This is a genomic window from Pseudomonas khavaziana (assembly GCF_019145205.1).
Lineage (GTDB): Bacteria > Pseudomonadota > Gammaproteobacteria > Pseudomonadales > Pseudomonadaceae > Aquipseudomonas > Aquipseudomonas khavaziana.
Genome location: NZ_JAHSTT010000001.1, coordinates 112,027 through 130,460, shown reverse-complemented (window position 1 = coordinate 130,460; position 18,434 = coordinate 112,027). Strand labels below are relative to the sequence as shown.

General features: G+C 59.9%; 20 protein-coding genes and 1 riboswitch. Of the genes, 7 read left to right on the top strand and 13 right to left on the bottom strand.

What is annotated here, in order from left to right; genetic code table 11:
* Positions 1 to 241: 241 nt before the first annotated feature.
* From KVH01_RS00595 to KVH01_RS00580, 4 genes are all read right to left on the bottom strand, one after another.
* Positions 242 to 1,606 carry a DUF1329 domain-containing protein gene (locus KVH01_RS00595; RefSeq protein WP_046070951.1) on the bottom strand — a complete coding sequence of 455 codons (1,365 nt, stop codon included), beginning with the start codon at positions 1,604 to 1,606 and terminating at the stop codon, positions 242 to 244.
* A 42-nt stretch (positions 1,607 to 1,648) separates the two neighbouring features.
* Positions 1,649 to 3,508 (bottom strand): DUF1302 domain-containing protein, encoded by a 1,860-nt coding sequence (locus tag KVH01_RS00590; protein ID WP_043050530.1) that lies wholly within the window; start codon positions 3,506 to 3,508, stop codon positions 1,649 to 1,651.
* A gap of 334 nt (positions 3,509 to 3,842) precedes the next feature.
* Entirely contained in the window at positions 3,843 to 5,525 is a 1,683-nt protein-coding gene (locus KVH01_RS00585; protein ID WP_217880104.1) for a fatty acid--CoA ligase, read from the bottom strand.
* 231 nt (positions 5,526 to 5,756) lie between these two features.
* On the bottom strand, positions 5,757 to 6,389 hold the full coding sequence (locus tag KVH01_RS00580) for a LysE family translocator (protein WP_057012951.1): 633 nt from the start codon (positions 6,387 to 6,389) through the stop codon (positions 5,757 to 5,759).
* An 84-nt stretch (positions 6,390 to 6,473) separates the two neighbouring features.
* Between KVH01_RS00580 and KVH01_RS00575 the strand changes: the two genes are divergently transcribed.
* From KVH01_RS00575 to KVH01_RS00565, 3 genes are all read left to right on the top strand, one after another.
* Entirely contained in the window at positions 6,474 to 7,439 is a 966-nt protein-coding gene (locus KVH01_RS00575) for a 2-hydroxyacid dehydrogenase (RefSeq protein WP_217880592.1), read from the top strand.
* Positions 7,440 to 7,470: 31 nt separating this feature from the next.
* Positions 7,471 to 8,469 carry a class I SAM-dependent methyltransferase gene (locus tag KVH01_RS00570; protein WP_217880103.1) on the top strand — a complete coding sequence of 333 codons (999 nt, stop codon included), beginning with the start codon at positions 7,471 to 7,473 and terminating at the stop codon, positions 8,467 to 8,469.
* 50 nt (positions 8,470 to 8,519) lie between these two features.
* Positions 8,520 to 8,641, top strand: a riboswitch (yybP-ykoY riboswitch).
* An 87-nt stretch (positions 8,642 to 8,728) separates the two neighbouring features.
* Positions 8,729 to 9,313, top strand: coding sequence for a TMEM165/GDT1 family protein (locus tag KVH01_RS00565; RefSeq protein ID WP_005784895.1), 585 nt, complete (start codon positions 8,729 to 8,731; stop codon positions 9,311 to 9,313).
* 141 nt (positions 9,314 to 9,454) lie between these two features.
* On the opposite strand, the gene KVH01_RS00560 is transcribed toward KVH01_RS00565, so the two are convergent.
* From KVH01_RS00560 to KVH01_RS00545, 4 genes are all read right to left on the bottom strand, one after another.
* Positions 9,455 to 10,273, bottom strand: coding sequence for a M48 family metallopeptidase (locus KVH01_RS00560; RefSeq protein ID WP_043050781.1), 819 nt, complete (start codon positions 10,271 to 10,273; stop codon positions 9,455 to 9,457).
* Positions 10,274 to 10,400: 127 nt separating this feature from the next.
* Positions 10,401 to 11,021 carry an SOS response-associated peptidase gene (locus tag KVH01_RS00555; RefSeq protein WP_217880102.1) on the bottom strand — a complete coding sequence of 207 codons (621 nt, stop codon included), beginning with the start codon at positions 11,019 to 11,021 and terminating at the stop codon, positions 10,401 to 10,403.
* 37 nt (positions 11,022 to 11,058) lie between these two features.
* Complete coding sequence (locus KVH01_RS00550) at positions 11,059 to 11,319, bottom strand: putative signal transducing protein (RefSeq protein ID WP_032893538.1); 261 nt, start codon at positions 11,317 to 11,319, stop codon at positions 11,059 to 11,061.
* An 11-nt stretch (positions 11,320 to 11,330) separates the two neighbouring features.
* The gene (locus KVH01_RS00545) at positions 11,331 to 11,513 is read right to left on the bottom strand and encodes a CPXCG motif-containing cysteine-rich protein (protein WP_043050778.1); all 183 of its coding nucleotides are present in this window, start codon (positions 11,511 to 11,513) and stop codon (positions 11,331 to 11,333) included.
* A gap of 132 nt (positions 11,514 to 11,645) precedes the next feature.
* On the opposite strand from KVH01_RS00545, the gene KVH01_RS00540 reads away from it, so the two are divergent.
* Positions 11,646 to 12,809, top strand: a complete 1,164-nt coding sequence (locus KVH01_RS00540; RefSeq protein WP_217880101.1) for a 1-acyl-sn-glycerol-3-phosphate acyltransferase — start codon at positions 11,646 to 11,648, stop codon at positions 12,807 to 12,809.
* Positions 12,810 to 12,945: 136 nt separating this feature from the next.
* Here KVH01_RS00540 and KVH01_RS00535 read toward each other — a convergent pair whose 3' ends face one another.
* Complete coding sequence (locus tag KVH01_RS00535; protein ID WP_217880100.1) at positions 12,946 to 13,203, bottom strand: hypothetical protein; 258 nt, start codon at positions 13,201 to 13,203, stop codon at positions 12,946 to 12,948.
* Positions 13,204 to 13,385: 182 nt separating this feature from the next.
* Here KVH01_RS00535 and KVH01_RS00530 point away from each other — a divergent pair, with 182 nt between their 5' ends.
* Positions 13,386 to 13,595 (top strand): hypothetical protein, encoded by a 210-nt coding sequence (locus tag KVH01_RS00530; protein ID WP_043050775.1) that lies wholly within the window; start codon positions 13,386 to 13,388, stop codon positions 13,593 to 13,595.
* A 59-nt stretch (positions 13,596 to 13,654) separates the two neighbouring features.
* Here KVH01_RS00530 and KVH01_RS00525 read toward each other — a convergent pair whose 3' ends face one another.
* Positions 13,655 to 14,239, bottom strand: a complete 585-nt coding sequence (locus tag KVH01_RS00525; RefSeq protein WP_043050774.1) for a YajG family lipoprotein — start codon at positions 14,237 to 14,239, stop codon at positions 13,655 to 13,657.
* 183 nt (positions 14,240 to 14,422) lie between these two features.
* Between KVH01_RS00525 and KVH01_RS00520 the strand changes: the two genes are divergently transcribed.
* Together KVH01_RS00520 and mqo are read left to right on the top strand one after the other, a co-directional pair.
* The gene (locus KVH01_RS00520; protein WP_043050773.1) at positions 14,423 to 14,656 is read left to right on the top strand and encodes a hypothetical protein; all 234 of its coding nucleotides are present in this window, start codon (positions 14,423 to 14,425) and stop codon (positions 14,654 to 14,656) included.
* Between the two features lie 725 nt (positions 14,657 to 15,381).
* Positions 15,382 to 16,920, top strand: a complete 1,539-nt coding sequence (gene mqo, locus KVH01_RS00515; protein ID WP_217880099.1) for a malate dehydrogenase (quinone) — start codon at positions 15,382 to 15,384, stop codon at positions 16,918 to 16,920.
* 103 nt (positions 16,921 to 17,023) lie between these two features.
* On the opposite strand, the gene KVH01_RS00510 is transcribed toward mqo, so the two are convergent.
* The 3 genes from KVH01_RS00510 to KVH01_RS00500 all read right to left on the bottom strand — a co-directional run bounded on the left by KVH01_RS00510 (position 17,024) and on the right by KVH01_RS00500 (position 18,412).
* Complete coding sequence (locus KVH01_RS00510; protein WP_043050771.1) at positions 17,024 to 17,311, bottom strand: PA4642 family protein; 288 nt, start codon at positions 17,309 to 17,311, stop codon at positions 17,024 to 17,026.
* A gap of 72 nt (positions 17,312 to 17,383) precedes the next feature.
* Complete coding sequence (locus tag KVH01_RS00505; protein WP_217880098.1) at positions 17,384 to 17,851, bottom strand: WbuC family cupin fold metalloprotein; 468 nt, start codon at positions 17,849 to 17,851, stop codon at positions 17,384 to 17,386.
* A gap of 3 nt (positions 17,852 to 17,854) precedes the next feature.
* Complete coding sequence (locus KVH01_RS00500; protein ID WP_005784869.1) at positions 17,855 to 18,412, bottom strand: hypoxanthine-guanine phosphoribosyltransferase; 558 nt, start codon at positions 18,410 to 18,412, stop codon at positions 17,855 to 17,857.
* Positions 18,413 to 18,434: the final 22 nt, after the last annotated feature.

The window sequence follows — 18,434 nt, the reverse complement described above, 5'->3', positions numbered from 1 at the left end:
CGGGCTCTTGTAGAAGGCTGTTGTCGGCATTGCAGATGTCCGCAGACTAGCGGTAAAAGCGGCGCGATTGTAGATCTTTGCAACAAATGGCTGAAAAAGAACTGCGACAAAAAATATCTCGCCCAGACTCCTGGGAAGAAGTAGGAGCGAGCTTGCTCGCGAAGCACTCAAAAACAACGCGCCCATCCAGGATGGGCGCGTTATCGTTGACGACCTTCGCGAGCAAGCTCGCTCCTACAGGTTAGCGAACACCGTCCTGGCGCAGGGCCGCTGGGGTGAAGTCGCTGGTGGTGGCGGTGAAGCCGAAGTCATAGGCCTGTTTCTCTTCGTTCTTCATGCCCAAGGCCAGGTAACGGCCGGACTGCAGGTCGTAGAGGGTTTCCAGGGCGTACCACGGCACTTGCTTGTCGTAGTAGTTCTCGGCATGGGCTTCGGCGACGCGCCACAGTTGGCCGCGGCCGTCGTAGTGGTCGATCACCGCCGCTTGCCAGGTGTCTTCGTCGATGAAGAAGTCACGCTTGGCGTAGATGTGGCGCTGGCCTTCCTTCAAGGTGGCGACCACGTGCCAGACACGACGTAGCTCATAGCGCGTCAGGTCCTGGTTGATGTGGCCGGCCTTGATGATGTCAGCGTACTTGAGCTTGGGGTCGTCGATCTTGTAGCTGTTGGAGGCGATGTAGATTTCTTTCTTGCCTTCCAGCTTCCAGTCGTAGCGATCCGGCGCACCGTTGTACATGTCGAGGTTGTCGGACGTACGCAGGCCGTCAGCGGCAGTACCCGGCCCGTCGTAGGACACTTGTGGCGCCCGGCGCACGCGGCGCTGGCCGGCGTTGTAGACCCAAGCCGAACGCGGCTCCTTCACTTGGTCCAGGGTTTCGTGCACCAGCAGTACACCACCGGCCAGGCGGGCCGGCGCGGTGACTTGCTGCTTGAAGTAGAACAGCACGTTGCCCGGGTTTTTCGGGTCGAAGTCCTTCATTTTGTCGCGGAACACGAACTGGTCGCGGAAGTACACCAGGCTGTAGGACCCGTTGGTTTGCGGAGTGGCCTGGGTGACCAGGCGGGTCACGCTGCCGCCGCGATAACGGGTGATGTGGTTCCAGATGACTTCGACGCCACTTTTAGGAATCGGGAAGGGTACGGCGGTCTCGAAGTTTTCCAGGCCGTTGCCACCGGACACCAGGTTGGTGGTGGTGGCGTTTTTCTTGATCGAGGCAAACACCTCAGCCGGTACCGTGGCGCCGCGATGGGTCGGGTAAACCGGCATCTTGAAGCTGTCCGGGTAACGCTTGAACATCGCGTACTGCCCGGGGGCCAGCTTGTCCTTGTACTGCTCGACGTTCTGCGCGGTGATGGTGAACTGCGGTTGTTCACTGGCGTATGGGTTGGCCAGGAACCCCTTGGCATCCACGGCGCCGGCATTGGTGGGCAGTGGTGACCATTTAGGAATGGTGCCAGCGGCGTTGCCCGCCATCTCGGCGCCCATCGGGGTCAGGGTCGTGCCGAGCTTGGCGGCTTCATCCGCCGAGACTGCGGCCATGACGTTGCTCGCCAGGATCGACAGCCCAAGCACACCCACGTGCAACAAACTTTTAGTTATTTTCATACTCTGGTCTTCCTGAATACATGCCACTTGAAAAGAGTGTGCTTAGAAGTTGGCGCCGAAACTCAAGGCGACGAAGTCGCGGTCATCCACAGTGCTGAACTTGCCACCAAAGAAGTTGGTGTAGGCCAGGCTCGCGGTGTAGGTGTTCTGGTATTCGGCATCCAGGCCCAGGCTGACCGCCTTGCGACCTTCTTCGAAGTTACCGCCAGGACCTGGCGAGTAACCCTTGACGTCATGGGACCAGGCCACGTTGGGCTTGAGGTTGACGCCGGCGAACACGTCCGGGTATTCCCAGATGGCACGGGCGCGGTAGCCCCAGGAGGTTGCGGTGGTGTAGCCGTCGTTGTTGCAATTGGTGTTCAGGCCGGCAGCGTTGGGCAGACCGGCGCCGTTGGCGGTGGAGTTGTTAAGCGCGGCGCAGAAGCCACCCGGCAAGGTACCTGGGCCGAACACTGGATCGCGGCCATAACGCGCCTGGGATTTGCTTTCCAGGCCGCCAACATGGGTCACGCCGATTTCACCAACCGTGGTCAGACGGCTGGCGCCCATGACCTGGTCGAAGAAGTGCGTAAAGGTGGTCTGGAACTGGGTGACTTCCTTGCGGTTGTAGCCATGCAGATCCTGGCCGGGCGAACCCTTGAGCACGGAAGCATTGCCAAAGCCCGGAATCGGCGTGACACCGGCAAACAGAATGTCGGTGGTGCTCAGTTGCACCGGTGCATTTGGCCGATAGCTCAATTCACCACTCCAGGCGGTGCCGGTAGGCAGCGTGGTGGAGAAGCTCAAGCCATACAGGCGGATATCTTCAGGATACTCGACGAAGTAGTTCGAACTGCCGGCCACGATCAGCGGACGCAGTGCCCCCAGCGGGCCCAAAGGACGGGTATAGGCCGCCGATGGCGCACCCTGAGCACTGAAGATCGGCGCCCGGCTGTGGTAGTTCATGAAGTAGGCGCCGAACTCGGTGTCCAGCGGCTCGAAGTTGTAGTGCATGGCCACGCCGAACTGGCCGCTGTCCCGTGCGTCACGGTCCGGCCCGCGGCGCACCAGCACGCCCTCGCTGTTGACGTCTACACCCAGGGCACCCAAGGTCGGCAAGGCTGCGGCCGGGATGGTCGAGCGCTTGTTCAGCACCCGCAGGTTATTGCTGCAACCATCGGAGATCACGTCCGGCTGCGAGAAGAAAGTGCCGCAGTTATCGGTGACGGTCTGGTCCCACTCCAGCTGGTAGAACGCCTCGGCCGACAGGTTGTCGGTGAGCGTCTGGGACACATAGAACATGTTGACCGGGATCAAGCCTTCCTTGATCTCGGCGCCCGGACGACGGAACGCCGACACGTCGATCGGGTTGATGGAGTTGATGCCACCGCCGATGAAAGTACTTTCGCCCCAGCTCACCACTTGCTTGCCAAAACGCACCGAGCCCGGCGCATCGGCAATCGAGTAGTTGTGGTAGACGAACGCATCGAGGATCTGCCCGCCCGAAGACTTGGCGCCTTCCTTGCGGTTGTTGTCGCTGATGTCCTTGAACTGACGGCTTTCGTCCTTGAGTTCAAAGTCGTACCAGTACTTGCCACGCACAAACACACCGGTGTCGCCGTACTTCAGTTCCAGGTCGTGGATGCCCTTGAAGATCTTCGAGAACGTCTCGCCGCGCTTGAAGTTCAAGTGACCGTCATCGGAGGTCTGGGACAAGCCCTTGCCACCGTTGTTGGCACCGATCAGGTCGCGGTTGGGCTTGGCCGTGGACCAGCTTGCCCCGACGGAAAGCGACGAATCAAAACTCCCTTCGATTTCACCAATGTTGAAACTGACGCCGAATGCGGGCCCGGCGAGCGTAGAAGCGAGACTGACGGCCAGGGGCAGTCTTGCCCGGCGCCAGAACTGGTTTACTGAGGTCATCGACGCTACTCCATGTGCATTTTATTGTTATGGCAGTGAGTTCTGCGGCTGGATGCATGTAACGGCCGGAATACAACGATTCCAATGCCGCACGACAACCGGGCCCCCATGGCCCGAAGCACAACATCCTTGAAAAACTCTGAAAGGGACTATAGCCAGCGGTAGGTATCGCTTGATCCCTCTAAAGTGTGATTTGCATCACCAAGCCGTCTGCCACAACCCTTTCGCCACGCCGGCGAAGGCCGGCGCGAGAAGGATGGCTGAAATTCGGTAAATCACAAGTAAAGCCGCAAGATAGAGCGTTGCCGCGGCCGAACGGGCGCGGCGAGGAGCATTAGAGTGTAGACAGGAATGTGCTGTTGTTGGCCTGCCATTCGATGATGTCGATACGGATACGTTTTTTGTCGAGCTTTCCTACGCTGGTCTTGGGAATTTCAGTAACAACGGCGATCTGGCTCGGGATCGCCCACTTGCTCAAATGCCCCAGCTCGACAAAAGGCTTGAGGTGCTCCTTGAGCTCCCGTGCGCCGATCACATGGCCCTCATGCACCACCAGCAAGGCGAATGGGCGTTCGCCCCATTGCGGGTCGGCAATGCCCACCACTGCGACTTCGCGAACCGCCGGGTGGCGGCTGACCAAGTCTTCGAGAGCCAGGGACGAGATCCATTCGCCACCGGTCTTGATCACATCCTTGATGCGGTCGCGGATATCGATCACGCCGAACGCATCCAGCGTGGCGACGTCGCCGGTGTGCATCCAGCCGCCGGCCCATAGCTCGGCACCCTTTTGCGGTTCCTTGTAATAGCCCTCGGTGAGCCAGGGCGCACGCAGTACCAGCTCGCCCTGGGTTTCGCCGTCGGCAGGCAGGAAGTTGCCGTTCGTATCCATGATCGCCGCCTCCACCAACGGCCCGGGCACGCCGGCCTTGATGCGATACGTGGTGCGCTCGTCTTCGCTGCCGGCCATCAGTTCGGCATTGAGGTGGGCGCAGGACACCAGCGGCCCGGTCTCGGACATGCCGTACGCGGCAGTGAGTTGAATGCCTCGGGCCTTGGCCGCTTCGTACAACGAGCGGTTAAGGGCACTACCGCCGATAACGATTTTCCAGCCGCCAAAATCCACACCCTGGGCGGCCTTGGCGTTAAGCACCATTTGCAGGATGGTCGGCACGCAGTGGGAAAACGTGACCTTCTCCTTGCGCCACAGCTCCACCAAATATTCCGGATCGTAGCGACCGGGGTAGACCTGCTTCAAGCCAAGCATGGTCGCCACATAGGGCAGGCCCCACGCGTGTACGTGAAACATTGGCGTGATCGGCATATACACGTCGTTGGTGCCCAACAGGCGCACGCTGTCGACACTGCCCATGATCGTCGCCACACCGATGGTGTGCAGCACCAATTGGCGATGGGTGAAGTACACACCCTTTGGGTTACCGGTGGTGCCGGTGGTGTAGAAGGTGGTGGCGACGGAATTTTCGTCGAAATCCTCGAAGTCGTACTTGGGGCTGGCAGCGGCCAACAGGGTTTCGTACTCACCCACCAGATTGGGTAGCTCGCAGGTCTTGGTGTCACCATCGGTAATCAACAAGGTCTTGTCGACCGTGGTCAACTGCCCGGCGATGGCCTGGTAGAGCCCCGCAAACTCACTGTTGACCAGCACGAAGCGGTCTTCGGCGTGGTTCATGGTGTAGAGAATCTGTTCCGGCGACAGGCGCACGTTGATGGTGTGGATCACCGCGCCGATCATCGGGATGGCGAACATGCATTCCAGGTAACGGTGGCTGTCCCAGTCCATTACAGCCACGGTGTCACCGGCCTTGACCCCCGCTTCGGTCAACACATTGGCCAGGCGCGCAACGCGCTCGATCAGCGTTGGGTAGGTATAGCGCAGCTTGTCGCGGTAGATGATTTCGCGGGTCTTTTCGTAGCGCGTCCCGGACATCAGCAGGCGTTTGATCAACAGCGGGTATTGGTACGCGCCTTCGGCGGGCGGGATAACTCGGGTCTGCAACATACGAATCCCTTTAATGACTGCACGGTCTTGGCTTGAAGACTTGCACTGTAGAGGGCTTATGTTTCAGCCAAATCAGCCAAAGGAATGATTTGCAGACCTGAGCAAATGCCAGATGTGGGAGGGGGCTTGCTCCCGATGGCGGCGTGTCAGCCATACATAGACTGACTGACACTCTGCTATCGGGAGCAAGCCCCCTCCCACATTTGACCGTGCCCGCTTAAGTTGGAAGCGTTACTTCATGCTGGTAAACGCCAACTTCACCCCAATCGCAATCAGCACCGCGCCCATGGTCCGATCAAACCAATGCCCCATCTTCGCAAACCCGGCCCGTACGCGCTGCTGGCTGAACAGCATGGCCACCAGGCAAAACCACAACGCCGTCGCCACCGCCAGGTACACGCCATAACCGGCCTGTACCGCCAGCGGCGTATGCGGGTTGATCACTACGGTGAACAACGAGAGGAAGAACAGCGTCGCCTTGGGGTTCAGGCCGTTGGTCACAAAGCCTGCGGTAAACGCGCCGCGTGGTGTGCGCTCGCCCGCTTCTCGGTGCAACTCACCCTCGGCGGCAGGCTTGGCCGGCTGGGCGCGCAAAGCCTTGAAGCCGATATACAGCAGGTACGCCGCCGCCGCCCATTTCAATGCGTTGAACAACACGATGGACTGGGACACGATCAAGCCGATGCCCAGCAACGAATAACCTACATGCACGAAAATCGCTGTGCCGACGCCCAGGGCCGTCCAGGTTCCGGCGCGGCGCCCGTGGGTCACGCTTTCACGGACCACCACGGCGAAATCCGGGCCGGGGCTGGCCACCGCCAACAAGTGAATCAAGGCTACGGTCAAAAACTCGGCGACGTACATGCTCACTCCATTAAGTAACTGATTATTTCATCTGATAGTCTCGGCAGATTACGCCTTCGAACCTCGCCGCAAAAGGTACAGTTGATCATGAACAATCGCCGCGCCGTCTTCCTCGATCACCCCTCCCTGGACTTGGGCGACCTTGATCTGAGCGGTTTGCGTGACTGCTTCAGCGAGTTGCAGCTGTTTGAGCAGACCACGCCGCAGAACGTGGTGGAACGCCTGCAGGGCGCTCAAGTCGCGATCAGCAACAAAATTCCGCTCACAGCGCAAACCCTGGCGGCGTGCCCTGAGCTCAAACTGATCCTGGTATCGGCCACCGGCACTAACAACGTCGATCTCGAAGCCGCACGCGCCCACGGCATCAGCGTGAGCAACTGCCAGGGTTATGGCACGCCGTCGGTGGCGCAGCACACGATCATGCTGTTGCTCAACCTGGCGACGCGCTTGAAGGACTATCAACAGGATGTGGCCGCCGGCAAATGGCAGCAGGCCAAACAGTTCTGCCTACTGGACCATCCGATTGTCGAACTGGAAGGCAAAACCCTCGGCCTGCTCGGCCATGGCGAGTTAGGCGGCGCCGTGGCGCGCCTGGCCGAAGCCTTCGGTATGCGCGTGCTGCTCGGCGCAATACCCGGGCGCCCTGCCCGCGCCGACCGCGTGCCGCTGGATGAGCTGCTCGCCCAGGTCGATGCGCTGACCCTGCACTGCCCACTCAACGAACACACCCGCGACTTTATCGGCGCCCGTGAATTGGCCCTGCTCAAACCTGGTGCGTTTGTCGTCAACACCGCACGCGGTGGCTTGATCAATGAACAGGCCCTGGCCGATGCGCTGCGCAGCGGGCATCTGGGCGGCGCGGCAACCGACGTGCTGAGTGTCGAGCCGCCGGTCAATGGCAATCCGCTGCTGGCCGATGACATCCCACGGTTGATCGTCACGCCTCACAACGCCTGGGGCAGTCGTGAAGCGCGGCAACGTATCGTCGGCCAACTGACGGAAAACGCCCGGGGCTTTTTCAGCGGCACCCCGTTGCGCGTCGTCACTTGATAAACTGCGCCCCTTTTTCAAGGAGCAGACTATGGATCCGCGCAGTGAAGTACTGCTTCGCCAGGCCGAACTTTTTCAAGGCAACCTGCTGCTGGTAGGTTTGCCCGCCGACGATTTGCTCGGGCGCCTGCCCAACGCCCACGGCTGGTGCTGGCATGCCGGCGACCAGGCGGCACTGGACGCACGCTTCCCCGAACGCAGCCAGTTCGGCGTGAATGCACCCGAGCGTACGTTTGATGCGGCGGTGATCTTCCTGCCCAAGTCCAAGGACCTCACCGACTACCTGCTTAACGCCGTGGCCGCACGCCTGCCAGGTGCCGAGCTGTTTCTGGTGGGGGAGAAAAAAGGCGGTATCGAAAGCGCCGCCAAACAGATGCTGCCCTTCGGCAAGCCGCGCAAGCTGGATAATGCACGGCATTGCCAGTTGTGGCAGGTCACCGTGACCAATGCTCCGCAAGCCGTGGAGCTGGAGAGCCTGGCGCAGGTCTTCGATGTGCCGCTGGCCGAAGGCCCGTTGAAGGTGGTGAGCTTGCCGGGCGTGTTCAGCCACGGGCGCCTGGACCGCGGCACCGAGCTGTTGCTGGAGCACCTGGATAAACTGCCCGGCGGGCATTTGCTCGATTTCGGTTGCGGCGCCGGTGTACTCGGCGCGGCGGTAAAGCGTCGCTACCCGCATAACACGGTGACGATGCTGGATGTGGATGCCTTCGCCGCCGCCAGCAGCCGCCTGACCCTGGCCGCAAACGGGCTGGAAGCCGAGGTGTTGACCGGTGACGGCATCGATGCGGCGCCCATGGGTTTGAACGCGATCTTGAGCAACCCGCCGTTCCATGTCGGCGTGCACACGGATTACTTCGCCACGGAGAACCTGCTGCGAAAAGCGACCAAACATCTGGCAAAAGGCGGCGAACTCCGCTTGGTTGCCAACAGTTTTCTCAAGTATCAGCCGTTGATCGAAGAGCATCTGGGCATTTGCGCGGTCAAGGCCGAGGGCAATGGTTTTCGCATCTACCGTGCCAAGCGTCCGTGACGGGGGTTTGAAAAAGAAGGCTTGCCGAATGGGTTTTGCCTAGGCAGAATCCGCAGCGTCCTAGGGGAGTAGTCTCCCACGAGCACCATGCTCGTCCGGCATACGTCAACATACTTGGTCAGCAGACCATGGCGTATGCGACCCAGGAGTCCGCACAGACGGACCGGGGTTTGACAAGACCTATGACACGCACACCTTACCCGGGGCGGGAAGGCTGTACGTGTCATAGCCGTGTCGACCCGCCCCTGGAAGCTACCTGATGCTGGATTCACTGCTCGTTCCTACCGCAATCGTTGCCTTGGCCGAAATCGGCGACAAGACGCAACTGCTCGCGCTCATCCTTGCCGCACGCTTTCGCAAACCCTGGCCGATCATCGCCGGTATTGTCGCCGCTACCCTGGCCAACCATGCGGCGGCCGGTGCCGTGGGGGCCTGGTTCGGGAGCTTCTTCTCGGACGCAGTGCTGCACTGGATCCTCGCCGCGAGCTTCTGCGCCACGGCGCTGTGGACCCTGGTGCCAGACAAACTCGATGATGACGAAGCCAGTACCACCCGCAAGTTCGGGCCGTTCCTGACCACATTGATTGCGTTCTTCCTCGCCGAAATCGGGGACAAGACCCAGATCGCCACGGTGATGCTGGCAGCGCAATACCCGGAGTTGTGGCTGGTGATTATCGGCACCACCCTGGGCATGCTGATTGCCAACGTACCGGTGGTTCTGGCGGGGAATTTTGCCGCGGAGAAACTGCCGTTGACCTTGATTCGCCGATTGGCGGCTACGGCGTTCTTTGTATTGGCGATTGTGGCAGTCTACAAAGCCATGCAAAGCAGTGGCTGGATCTAAACCGAACACGAGGGATGGTTGGCCCTGATGCCTGTAGGAGCGAGCTTGCTCGCGAAAAACGTCAACGATAACGCGTGCTGCCTGAATAAACGCGGTGCCGGTGAGTTTTTCGCGAGCAAGCTCGCTCCTACACGGCGTCCATCAGGATTTTTTGGCCTGTTGGTACAGCGGCATCACCTTCGGAATCGCTGCCTGCAACGAAGCGATGCGGCTGTCGGAAGCCGGGTGAGTGCTCATGAACTCCGGCGGGGCACCTTCAGAAGCCTTGGCCATCTTGTTCCACAAGGTGATCGCCGCGTTCGGGTTGTAGCCGGCGCGGGCCGAGAGCTCCAGGCCGATCAGGTCCGCTTCGTTCTCATTACTGCGGCTGTTGGGCAAGGTCATGCCATAGTTGGCCACGGTATCTGCCAATGCCAGGCTGTCCTGGCCAAGACCGAATATCGCCCCGGCGCCCTGCTTGGCCATCTCGATGCCATAGGCCTTGGACATGGCTTCACGCCCGTGTTCGCGCAAGGCGTGGGCGATTTCATGGCCCATCACCGCCGCCAACTCGTCATCGGTGAGCTTGAGGTTGTCGATCAACGCGCTGTACACCAGGATCTTGCCGCCCGGCCCGCAGTTGGCGTTCATCTCGTCGCTCTTGATCAGGTTCACTTCCCAGTTCCATTGCGCCGCATCCGGGCGGAAGGTGGGTGCCTGGGCAATCAGGCGCTTGGCAATGGCCTGCACGCGCTTGGCGTTGGCGCTGGTCTTGTCCAAAACCCCTTTGCCGCTGGCTTCACCCAGGGTCTGCTGGTAGGACTGGGCATACATCTGGTCGACTTCCTGGCTCGACAGCATGCTGAACATGTACTGCTTGCGCTCTACCCCAACGGCGCCGCCGCTGGTGGTATTAACCGACTGACAACCCGCCAGCAGCATCGCTGCAACCAAACCACTTACCACCAATGACTTCTTCATGAACACGCTCCCTGAACACATGGCGCGTATCGTAGGCGGTCGTTTGTATCCGCGCCAGATACATCAGACATTTAACTACTGAATTTCGGACACATCCCACAGTGCAGATGACCTGGCAGGCATCGGCTCAAGCCGGGGTCAGGCACTCCGGCCCGTTGAGCTTCGGATCATTGACCATATTGGCCAGCACGCGCTCGCGTAATGCGGCGGGCTCACCGGCCAGCAAGCCCTGCAACACATGCAGCGGCGTCTCGGGATCGAGCCACGCCGCCTGCCCTGCCGCATCCAGGATCAATGGGCGTCGCTGGCTCTGCGCCGCCTGGGTGATCACCGCCGTACTCAGCCACACCTGTTCCTGCACCGGATAGGCTTCCCAGATCGCGGCAAAAAACAGTGTGGAACCCTCCCCCGGTGTCAGCCAATACGGGCGCTTGCGCTGGGTGCCGCGCCACTCGTAGAAACCGTTGGCCGGCAGCAGGCAGCGGCGCTGGCGGAAGGCTTCGCGGAACATCGGTTGCTCGGCCAGGGTTTCGGCGCGGGCGTGGGCCGGGGTGCGGGAAAGGTCGGTGAGCCAGGGCGGCGTGAGGCCCCAACGGGCACGGGCCAGGGTGAGCTGGCCTTCGTTCAGGCGCTGGATCAGCACCGAATCATTGGGAGAGATGTTCCACTGGGCCTGCTGGTCGGCAGGGAAGCCGGGCAAGGCAGCAAAGGCGGGGTTCCAGCGAAACAGGGCATAACGTCCACACATGGGGCAACACGACTCTTGGGGTAAACCGACCGACAGCCTAACAGACCAATACGTCGGGGAAGCTGTCGGGTTCATCACCGGGCAGCGGTTGCGCACCGATATAGGCAGTGATCAGCTCGCGGGCACAGGCGGCCTGGTCATTGTCGACTTCAAGCCCAAGCAAGCCAAAGATCGGCAGTTCGCCGGTGCCACCGAGCAAATGGCGGCCCACCAGGTGCGCCTCGATTCCTTCGCTGGCAAGCATCTGTTGCAGCAGCTCGCCTTCCATCAGGTTTTCCGGTTCATAGATTCGCTGCATGGGCGTACCTGTCATTCATTTTCACTGCGGGTTTCAAGCATCCACTCGTCACCATGGACTTGCAGGTCGAACGTGATCGGCCGGCAACACACCTGGCAGTCTTCTATATAGGACTGGTCACCACCAGACAAATCCACCGTTGTCTCGACCGTTTCGCCACAATAAGGACAATCGTACAGCGCAGTTTCCAGCATCGCAGTCTCCAAGGTGACTTGTGCGTATAATCGCCGGTCTATTTACAGGGCTATTTCCGGCTGAGCCAGTTTACTCACGCCGCTCCTGCTATTTCCTTTACTTACCCTAGCCGTTTCTAACAAGAGAGCATGATGGGCGAATTCGATACCATCCGACCTTACAACGACAGCGAAGTCCCGGCAGTGCTGGCGCGTCTGTTCAGTGACAAGGCCTTTCTGGACATCCTGACTCATTTCCGCTTCCCGCGCTTTGCCGGCGCCCTGGGCTGGTTGCTCAAGCCGATGATCGCACGCAAATTGCGCCGCGAGTTTGCCGGCGTCACCACCGTGGCCACGCTGCAGGACAAAGTCGAGTATTACGTCGACCACACCATTGACCGGGCGACCGACGGCGTAACCTACACCGGCGTCGAACAGCTCAAATCCGGCACCGCCTATCTGTTTTTGGCCAACCACCGCGACATCGTGATGGACCCGGCCTTCGTCAACTATGCCGTGTACCACGCCGGCTTGCCGACGCCACGCATCGCCATCGGCGACAACCTGCTGCAAAAGCCGTTTGTCAGCGACCTGATGCGCTTGAACAAGAGCTTTATCGTGCACCGTTCGATTACCGGGCGAAAGGAGAAGATGGCGGCCTATAACCTGCTGTCGGCCTATATCAACCATTCGATCCGCAACGACTGCCAGTCGATCTGGATTGCCCAGGCCGAAGGCCGGGCAAAGGATGGCGATGACCGCACTGAATCGGCAATCCTCAAGATGTTCCATGTCAGCCGCAAGGACGAGCCGTTTGCCGAGGTCATCCAGTCGTTGAACCTGACGCCGGTGTCCATCAGCTACGAGTACGACCCTTGCGACGCCGCCAAGGCCCGCGAGCTGTATATCCGCGCCACCACCGGCACCTACGCCAAGGCACCGGGTGAGGACGATGTGAGCATTGCCTTGGGCATCACCGGCTACAAGGGCCGGGTGCATGTGAATTTTGCGCCGCCGATCACCGAGCGCTTCGAAGATACCAAGCTGCTGGCAGTGGAAATGGATCGGCAGATCCTCGGCGGTTACCGGCTGTTCCCGGTGCATTACCTGGCGTACGCGCAGTGGAGTGAAGCCGACCCGCAGCTGCAAGTGCCCGAGGCCGCCGATGTATTCCCGGCCGATGAGCTGGCCAAGGCCAAGGCGGAATGGGAACGACGCCTGAACGAATGCCCGGCGGAGCACCGGCCTTATCTGGTGGTGCAGTATGCGACGCCGGTACGCAATCAATACCGCGTCAAGGCCGGGATCCCCCTGTAAACACTCATCCAAATGTGGGAGAGGGGGGCAGCCCTAATACCTGTAGGAGCGAGCTCGCTCGCGAAAAACGTCAACGATAACGCGTGCTTTCTGAATAAACGCGGCGCCTTTGAGTTTTTCGCGAGCAAGCTCGCTCCTACAAGTGGGTGCTGAGCCAGGAGGCGGCCAGGGCCAGGCCAAGGCAGGCGAACCCAGCCCGGTAAGACTGGCGATGCGCCCGTTCGGTGCGCGCGTCCAAAAAGAGCATCGGCTGGTCAATCGCACGCTCTTCGCTGCGCATGGCCAGGTCGGCCATTGCGCGTTGCGCGTGCAGGCGGGTGATGAACAGCACCAGGGCGCCCGAGCAGGCAATCAGTAGGGCAACAGCATTGATGAACAGTGCAGGCAGCGCCATCGCAAACCTCGGCGGATCAGTGTTCGGGTATCAGTCCAAATACAAAGCTGAACGATAGTCGCCTCCTGCGTCTTTGATACTCCCTTCCCGTGGACGGCTAATGTATCCAGTAATTTACAGCGTCACCTGAACGTCACCTTAACAAGCCACCCTGTTGCCCTTCGACGCTTGAGGAGCTTGTCATGTTGCATGCGCAAAACCAGGATCGACTGTATCTGATCGCCCAAAGCGATGAGCAAGAGGCGCTGATCGGCAGCCTCGCGTTCAACGTCCAGGACCGCCACTGGCTGGTGTATTGCGCCCTCGGCGGGCACCAGCATGCCGACCTGCCGGAGCTGGATTTGCTCACCGGCGTGAGTGTGCTGGACTTTTATGTCGATACGGCGGCATGACCAAACCACAGGTATAAAAAAACCGGGCTCAGCAATGAGCCCGGTTTTTTTCGAACAGCTTATTGCGCGCTGAGCAATTGGCCGATGCTTGGGTCCTTGAACAGGCGGGTCAAGGCATCACTGAGCACGTCGCTGACCAACTTGGTGTTGGTTTCCTGGTTGGGCGACATCCCGAAGCGCTGGTTGAGCGAGGCGGCGTAGCGGCCGCTGTAGCGGCGGGTACCGGCGCTGACGTCGGACTTGAAGGTCGCACCGATGGACGCTTCGGTCACATACAGGCCTTCCTTGGGCGACTGATATTTCAGCTCGGCCAGGGTCACAGTCAGTTGCGGCACGCCTGGGGAGTTGGTCGGGGTAAAGCCCAGCAAGCGCACGGCGGCTTCAGCCTGGGCCTGCAACTTGGGCAGCACGTCCTGGCCGGTCACCGAAATCAGCGCCGTCTCAGGGTACAGGCCGCCACGCGAACCCAGGGTCGGCGACGGGCGACCGTCTACCACCCGCACCGACACCGGCTGGCCATGGCCTACCGCGGCCAATGGCGCAGTGACTTTAGGCTGCGGGCTGAGTTGTTGCGGGCTGTTGGCGCAGCCAACCAGGGTCAAACTGGTCACAGTGATCAAACCGAACAACAGGCGTTGCAACATACTCATTTCTCCAGGACTGGGTGCAGACAGGCCGCCAGTATAACGGTGCACGCGCGCCACTCACCAGCGATCCTGAACGGCGGCTGAAGGCAGGGGGCAAATTACAAATTCGCATAAATTCGTCACCCCAGTGTCATGCCACACTGGCAACCTTCAAGCATGTAACGCAATAGGTACACAGCCATGCGCCTTCTCAAGACCCTGTTTATGACACACACCCGTCACCGCCACTTCGCCCTGCTCGATGCCCAAGGCCATTGCCAGGCATTCAAGCAGTGCAGCCTGCCGCCGGTCGGTGAAGGCTGGGTCGAAGTGACAGAGACTCACCTGGGCTGGATGCACCGCCCACTGCCGGCCAGCGCCCGGGTCAGCCCACAGGTTTTTCGCCCACGGCACCGGCAAGTGTTGGCCTCCTGACCGAGGCGCTAATAAAAGTCATAAAACACGCCCATTTCCTTGGCGTTCTTCGCTACAATCTCCCCCCGATTATAAGGACGTCTCCTGATCGGGCCTCGCAGCATCGTTAATGCCCAGGCATTAGCCCCCAAAATCGCCCACAGAGAGCCGCCCACACAGATCGAGTGAAGCTGGCGTGCTTGCTGTTTCCTTTGCAAACCACCCGTCTTTGTCGAATCTGCCAGAGCTGCCATTGCGCTCGGCCACTTGAGTTGTTTGCCCGTTTTGCCGCATGTCGGCAGAGGTTTGCGGGCCAGGTGCCAGGCTGGGCAGCCCTTTTTTGAGGTTCACGTCTTCAAAAGAGCGTGAAAAAACGGGTTTTCACAACTTCACAAGAGTGTGGCGAGCAAATGAATAGTTTGGCGTTTGTACAAGCACCATCAGCGTCTGGGGCAGCCCAATTACACAGGATCGAGCCTTCTTCAAAAACCGGAGCTTGAGCCTGTCCGCTACGGATTGGTTGCACGAATCGCACGCTTTGACCATAAGTCGAATTGCCACAGGCGCCCATGAATGCGTTCATAGGCAGATTAGCCCGGCAGGAAGCGTGTGCTGAAGTTGCAAAGAATTGCGAAACGGACATGGCGATCCTGGCCATGGGTAACCTGGGGCAACACGTGAACCGCCCCGTCACTCCTGGCAGCCATGCCGTCAATTTGGTGCTGCAGATTTTGGAGACGCGTTAAATGGCGCATAACGAAGCAGTCGACGTAGTACTGGTAGGGGCCGGCATCATGAGTGCCACCCTGGCCGTACTGCTCAAGGAGCTCGACCCTGGCCTCAAGCTGGAAGTCGTTGAGCTGATGGATTCGGGTGCCGCGGAGAGTTCCAACCCGTGGAACAACGCAGGCACCGGCCACGCCGGGCTGTGTGAGCTGAACTACACGCCGCAGGCCGCCGATGGCTCCATCGACATCAAGAAAGCCGTGCACATCAACACCCAGTTCGAGGTGTCGAAGCAATTCTGGGCGTACCTGACCAAGAAGGGCACTTTTGGCTCTTCCAAGTCGTTCATCAGCCCGGTTCCGCACCTGAGTTTCGTGCAGGGCGACAAAGGCGTGTCCTTCCTCAAGAAGCGCTTTGAGACCCTCAGCCAGCACCACGCGTTTTCGGATATGCACTACACCGAAGACCGCAGCGAAATGGCCGAGTGGATGCCGTTGATGATGCCGGGCCGCCCGCTCGACGAAAAAATCGCCGCCACTCGCGTAATGAACGGCACTGATGTCAACTTTGGCGCACTGACCAATCAGCTGCTTGGCCACCTGACCAGTTCACCGGACGCCCAGGTCAAATACTGCAAGCGCGTCACCGGCCTCAAGCGCAACGGTGCCGGCTGGACCGTGAGCATCAAGGACGTCAACAGCGGCAACAGCCGTGATGTCGACGCCAAGTTCGTATTCCTCGGCGCCGGCGGCGCGGCGCTGCCGTTGCTGCAAGCCTCGGGCATCGAGGAAAGCAAGGGCTTCGGCGGCTTCCCGGTCAGTGGCCAGTGGCTGCGTTGCGATAACCCGGAAGTGGTCAAGCAGCATCAGGCCAAGGTGTATAGCCAGGCAGCCGTGGGTTCGCCGCCCATGTCGGTGCCACACCTGGACACCCGCGTGGTGGATGGCAAGAAATCCCTGCTGTTCGGGCCTTATGCCGGCTTCACCACCAAGTTCCTCAAGCACGGCTCGTTCCTTGACCTGCCGATGTCGATTCGCGCCGGCAACATCGGCCCGATGCTGGCCGTGGCCCGCGACAACATGGACCTGACCAAGTACCTGGTCAGCGAAGTACGCCAGTCCATGGAACAGCGCCTGGAATCCCTGCGCCGCTTCTACCCCGAGGCGAAAGCCGAGGACTGGCGCCTGGAAGTGGCCGGCCAGCGGGTGCAGATCATCAAGAAAGACCCGAAGAAAGGCGGCGTGCTGCAATTCGGCACCGAGCTGGTGGCGGCCAAGGACGGTTCACTGGCGGCGCTGTTGGGCGCGTCTCCGGGCGCTTCGGTCACGGTGTCGATCATGCTCGAACTGATTGAGCGCTGCTTCCCGCAGAAAGCGGCCGGTGAATGGGCGACCAAGCTGCACGAGATCTTCCCGGCACGGGAAAAGGTCCTGGAGACCGATGCAGAGCTGTATCGCAGGATCAACACGCAGAACAACATCAGCCTGGAACTGGTGGAACCTGTAGCAGCGAGCTCGCTCGCGAAAAACGATAACGATAGCGCAGCTCATCTGGTTTGACGCGGCGCTCTCAGGTTCTTCGCGAGCAAGCTCGCTCCTACAGTTGAAAGCGAAACGCCCCGGACTCTTATGAGGCCGGGGCGTTTTTTTGTGGCTCGGATAATCAGCCGCGGGCTTTGTCGATCAACTCGATGTATTCGGCGGCGTTGCGCTGGTCCTTGATCAGGTCGACGAAGGTCTGGCCATGCTCATCCTGGCCATCCAGGTCCAGGCCTGCTTCTTTGAAAAAGCCCAGGAAACGCTCGAAATCGTCGATACGCAGGCCACGATAGGCCTTGATCAGTTTGTGCAGGGACGGCGAAGTCGCATCAACCGGCTCGAAGTCCAGGAACAACTTGATTTGGTCGTCACCGATCTCGTCGCCAATCACCTGTTTCTTATCTTTACGCATTACCGACTCCAGCCTGCAGACATTTACACGGGGTTTGAAGTCTACCTGCGCGATGCAGTATGTGGGAGGGGCTTAATCGAACTGGGCAAGCATCCAGCGGTGATACTCCGCCATACCCACCTCGCCTTCACGGGGCGCCCAGCTTGCCAGTTCGCCATCGCCGACAGGACGGTAAGGGCCTGCTTTGCATTCAAACATGATGCTGTCTGGCTCCAGCACCACCAGTCCATGAAAAACGCCCGGCGAAAGGTCTACGCCCTGGCACTCTCCGCCGGCTTGCAACACACGCTTGCTGAGCAGTTCGCCGGCCTCGCTGAAAATCAGGATTCCCAGGCGCCCCTTGAGCACCAGCAAGGTCTCGGCCTTATCGGCGCTCATATGACGATGAGGCTGCACATAGGTGCTGGGCTGCAAGCCGACCGCCATGCGATGACAAGGCTCTTGCATCTCATGGAAATTGACGTTCTGACGTCCACGGGGGTTGACGGCCGCTTTCTCGGCCAATTCGGCAAACAGAGTCTGATCAAGAAAGCGGGCCATCGATTACATTCCTTTAACGGCAAAGATGCCATTGGCGTTACGCCAGTAGCCTTTGTAGTCCATGCCATAACCAAAGATATAGCGGTCGACGCACGGCAGACCCACAAAATCGGCTTTCAGTTCAGGACGGGCTTTGCGGTCGTGGTCTTTATCGATCAGTACAGCGGTGTGCACTTTGCGCGCGCCGGCATGTTTGCAGAAATCGATGATCGCGCCGAGGGTATGACCTTCATCGAGAATGTCATCGATGATCAGCACATCGCGATCGATAAACGAGACTTCCGGCTTGGCCTTCCAGAACAGGTCGCCGCCGCTGGTTTCATTGCGATAGCGGGTAGCGTGCAGGTAGGAAGCTTCCAACGGGAATTGCAGGTGTGTGAGCAATTTGCCGGCGAAGATCAGGCCACCGTTCATCACGCAGAAGACCACCGGGTTGGTGTCGGCCATTTCGCGGGTGATGTGTTCGCCTACCTTGGCGATCGCTGCTTCGACTTGCGCTTCGGTGTACAGGCAGTCAGCCTCGTGCATGATTTGACGGATATGCTCGAGATCAGCAGACATGGCGCTCTCCAAGGGGGTGCTG